This window comes from Gemmatimonadaceae bacterium (assembly GCA_035533755.1).
Taxonomy (GTDB): Bacteria; Gemmatimonadota; Gemmatimonadetes; order Gemmatimonadales; family Gemmatimonadaceae; genus JAGWRI01.
Map to the genome: position 1 here is coordinate 1 of DATLTC010000033.1, position 4,400 is coordinate 4,400.

The 4,400-nt window shown below is 68.6% G+C and carries 3 protein-coding genes; all 3 read left to right on the forward strand.

All coding sequences use genetic code 11. The annotated features are described in order from the left end of the window. On the forward strand, positions 1-1,216 hold a 1,216-nt coding region (locus VNE60_05815; protein HVB31027.1), incomplete at its 5' end, for a glycoside hydrolase family 15 protein. A gap of 17 nt (positions 1,217-1,233) precedes the next feature. Continuing rightward, positions 1,234-3,708: a glycoside hydrolase family 2 TIM barrel-domain containing protein gene (locus VNE60_05820; GenBank protein ID HVB31028.1), complete on the forward strand. Its 2,475-nt coding sequence runs from the start codon at positions 1,234-1,236 to the stop codon at positions 3,706-3,708. Between the two features lie 321 nt (positions 3,709-4,029). Then, the coding region (locus VNE60_05825; protein ID HVB31029.1) for a protein kinase at positions 4,030-4,400 on the forward strand (371 nt) is incomplete at its 3' end.

Sequence of the window (4,400 nt, forward strand, 5' to 3'; positions counted from 1 at the left end):
GATGGTGGTGCGGGCGCACGAGGACAAGACCTACCCCGGCGCGATCATCGCGTCGATGAGCATTCCGTGGGGCTACGCGGTGCCTGCTGACAAGCCCACCGTGGGCGGATACCATCTGGTGTGGGCGCGGGATCTGTACGAAGCGGCCACGTCGCTGATGGTGGCCGGCGACAGCGCCACGGCGCGCCGCGCCGCGCGCTACCTGTTCGACGTGCAGCAGGAGCCCGACGGCCGCTTCCCGCAGAACAGCTGGCTGGATGGCAAGCCCTACTGGACCGGTATCCAGATGGATGAGCAGTCGTATCCCATCGTTCTGGCCTGGCAGCTCGGCATCACCGACAAGACGACCTGGGAAAAGCACATCCGGCCGGCGGCCGAGTTCGTGCTGGCGCACGGGCCGGCCACGCAGCAGGAGCGGTGGGAGGAGGTCCCCGGGTATTCGCCTTCTACTATAGCTGCCGAGATCGCGGGGCTGGTGTGCGCGTCGGCAATCGCGAAGCAGAACGGCGCTCCGGAAGACGCGGCGCGGTATCTGGCCACCGCCGACGACTGGGCGGCGCACGTCGAGCCGTGGTTGGTGACCACGACCGGGCATCTGGGCGGCCCGCTGGCGCCGAAGGGCTACTACATGCGCGTCGACAACAACACCGATCCCAACGACGGCTACCAGCTCGACACGCGCAACGGGACCGGGATTCACGACGAGCGCGACGTGGTGGACCAGGGGTTCATCGAGCTGGTGCGCATGGGCATCCGCCCGGCCAACGACCCGATCATCGAGAACTCGCTCAAGATCATCGACCAGACCATCCGGGTGCAGACGCCCAACGGTCCGGACTTCTATCGCTACAACCACGACGGCTACGGCGAGACGTATTTCGGCGGCCCGTGGCTGGGTGAAGGGGTGGGGCGGCTGTGGCCGATCTTTGCCGGCGAGCGCGGCGAGTACGAGATCGCGCTGGGCGCCGATCCCACGCCCTACCTGCAGGCCATGCTGCACTTTGCCAACGACGGCGGCATGATTCCCGAGCAGGTATGGGATCGCGCCAACCCGTCGCACGCGGGGTTCGTATTCGGCACGGGCACCGGCAGCGCGACGCCACTGGTGTGGAGCATGGGAGAGTTCATGCGGCTGGCCGTGGACGCGAAGGAGAAGCGCGTGGTGGAGCAACCGGCGATCGTCGCCCAACATTTTCTGAACGGCGCCAAGCGCTGACCCGCATTCGAGGTTCCATGAACCGCCTGCACAGAATTCTCGCGCGCACACTCGCCTGGGCCGCGCTGTCGTTCGCGGCCGTCCCGGCCGCGGCGCAACGGCAGCGGCTGTCGATGGATCCGGGATGGCGGTTCACGCTGGGCGATCCCGCCGGCGCCCTGCGGCCCGCGTTCGACGATCACCAGTGGCGCCGACTGGACGTGCCGCACGACTGGAGCGTGGAAGGCACGCCCATGCGAACGGCGCCGGCGGGCGGCCGGGGCGGCTACTTCCCCACGGGCATCGGCTGGTATCGCAAGGCGTTTCGCATGCCGGCGGGATGGCAGGGTCACGAGGCGTGGCTGCAGTTCGACGGCATCTATATGAACAGCGACGTCTGGATCAACGGCGTCCACGTGGGCCACCGGCCGTACGGCTACACGAGCCTGTCGTACGACATCACGAAGCACCTCGTACCGGGCATCAACGTGGTGGCGGTGCGCGTGGACAACTCGCAGCAGCCCAATTCGCGGTGGTACACGGGCAGCGGCATCTACCGCCACACCTGGCTCACGCTCGTGAACCCGGTGCACGTGGCGCACTGGGGCGTGTACGTGACCACGCCGTTCGTGGATTCGGCGCGCGCCATGGTGCTCGCGCGCACGCGGGTGGACAACGATCAGAGCGCGCCGCGGCACGGCACGCTGCGCACGGTGATCGTGGACGCGTCGGGGCACGAAGTGGCGCACGCCGACACCGCGTTCTCGCTGGACGCCAGCGAGCACGCCGCGTTCGTGCAGCGGCTGATCGTCACCGATCCGCACCGCTGGTCGGTGGACGACCCCACGATGTACTCGCTGCGCTCCACCGTGCTCGAGGGCGCGCAGGCGGTGGACACCACCGAGACCCCGTTCGGGATCCGCACCATCGCGTTCGACCAGGATCGCGGCTTCCTGCTCAACGGCCAGCCGGTCAAGCTGCACGGCGTGAACCTGCACGAGAGCGCCGGCGCCGTGGGCGCGGCGGTGCCGGAGCGGATCTGGCAGTCGGAGCTGGCCAAGCTCAAGGCCATGGGCGTGAACGCCATTCGCACGTCGCACAATCCGCCGGCGCCCGAATTCCTGGACCTGTGCGACCGCATGGGCTTCCTGGTCATGGACGAGGCGTTCGACGAGTGGACCTACGGCAAGGTGCCGTACGGCTACCATCTGCACTTCGCCACCTGGGCCGACCGCGACGTCTCGGACTACGTGCACCGCGACCGCAACCATCCGTCCGTCATCCTGTGGAGCGCCGGCAACGAGATCGGCGAGCAGAGCACGCCCGAGGGCGTGACCATCCTGCGCCACCTCGTGGGACTGTTCCATGCCGAGGATCCCACGCGGCCGGTCACCACCGGCAACGACCAGATCGCCGCCGACGGGCATCCCGCGCTGACGGCGTTTCTCAACAGCGAAGACGTGGTGGGCTACAACTACGTGGACCGGTGGCACGAACGGCGCGAGCTGTTCGCCGAAGAAGACCGGCACGCCCACCCCGACTGGAAGATGGTGGGCACGGAGAGCGCGCCGGTGGAGAACGCATTCGGCGACCGGTATTCGCTGGGGCCCGACAGCACCAAGGTCGAGCCGAACTACACCGCGGGGATGATCCGCGGCGAGCGGCTGCTGGCGTGGATCACGACGCACGACTACTTCTCCGGCGACTTCATGTGGACCGGGATCGACTACCTAGGCGAGGCGATGTGGCCCAGCAAGGGATTCCCGTCGGGCGCGCTCGACATCATCGGACGTCCCAAGGATTCGTACTACTTCTACCAGAGTTGGTGGACCCACGCGCCGGTGCTGCATCTCTTTCCGCACTGGAACTGGCCGGGCCGCGAGGGCCAGATCATTCCCGTGCTGGCGTACACCAACTGCACGAGCGTGGAGCTGTTCCTGAACGGCCGCTCGATGGGCACGAAGAGCCTCGAGTTTCCCGCACAGGGCACGTCGGGCGGGTGGAACTCGTACGCCACGCCCAAGGTGAACGCCACCACCAACGACCTGCACCTGAGCTGGGACGTGCCGTACGAACCCGGTGTGCTCACGGCGGTGGGCACGCGCGACGGCAAGGTGGCCTGCCACGCCGAGGTGCGCACCGCGGGGCCGCCGGTGGCCATCCGCCTGTCCGCGGACCGCGACACCATCGCCGCCGATCCGCGGGACGTGGGGCTCGTCACCTTCGAGGTGGTGGACTCCGCGGGCGTCGTCGTGCCCACGGCCGGCAATCTGGTGCACGTGACGGTGACCGGCGGGCGCCTCGTGGCGCTGGACAACGCCGATCTCGAGGACCATGCGCCGTATCAGTCGGACCAGCGCCAGGCGTTCAACGGTCGCGGATTGGCCATCGTGCGCTCGGACGAGACCGGCGCGCTGCGCGTGACGGCGACCGCCGGCGGGCTGCGGCCGGCGATCCTGACGCTGCAGGTGGTGCGCGGGCATCCGGTGGCGGTGGTGCCGGCGGCGCGATGAGTAGTCACTAAAAAACCGGATAGCCACCCGCATGCGAATGCCGCGCCGGCCGGACGGCACGGCCATCAAGCCTGGCGGCTACGGCGTGGACGTGGACTGGGTGGCGCTGGGTTTCGCGCGTCGCTGATCGCTGGCCCGGATCGGCGCCGGGCCCGAAGCGGCCGCCCGACAACTACCCGACACGATCGATGGGAGCCCCCGTGCAACCAAACACGGGCGCTCCACGTACTACCAATACAGAGCGCGCGCGGCGGCGTGGGGGGGGGGCGGGCAAACCAAGCAGGGCGCCGCGGTGTCTCATGTGAACAACCACGATCACTCATGACGCCGCAACTGACCGCACACCCGGAACTTCTGAACGACGCCGACGCGCAGCTGGAGCGGCGGGAGTTGGAAGCGTGCGTGCGCGGCCAGTATCAGGTGGTGCGCGAGCTGGGACGCGGCGGGATGGGGGTGGTGTTCCTGGCGCGCGACGTGGCGCTGCATCGCACGGTGGCGATCAAGGTGCTGCGCCACGAGTACGTGCACTCGGACGATCACCGCGAACGGTTCCGGCGCGAAGCGCGGCTCACGGCGCGGCTGAGCTACCCGGGCATCGTGCCGGTGTACACGTTCGGCGAGCAGGACGACCTGGTGTACATCGTCATGCAGTACGTGCACGGCGAGTCGCTGGCCGAACGGCTGCGGCGCGA

Excerpts from the sequence above, each read along its gene's own strand:
- VNE60_05820 (HVB31028.1), top strand. The coding sequence starts at position 1,234 with ATGAACCGCCTGCACAGAATTCTCGCGCGCACACTCGCCTGGGCCGCG.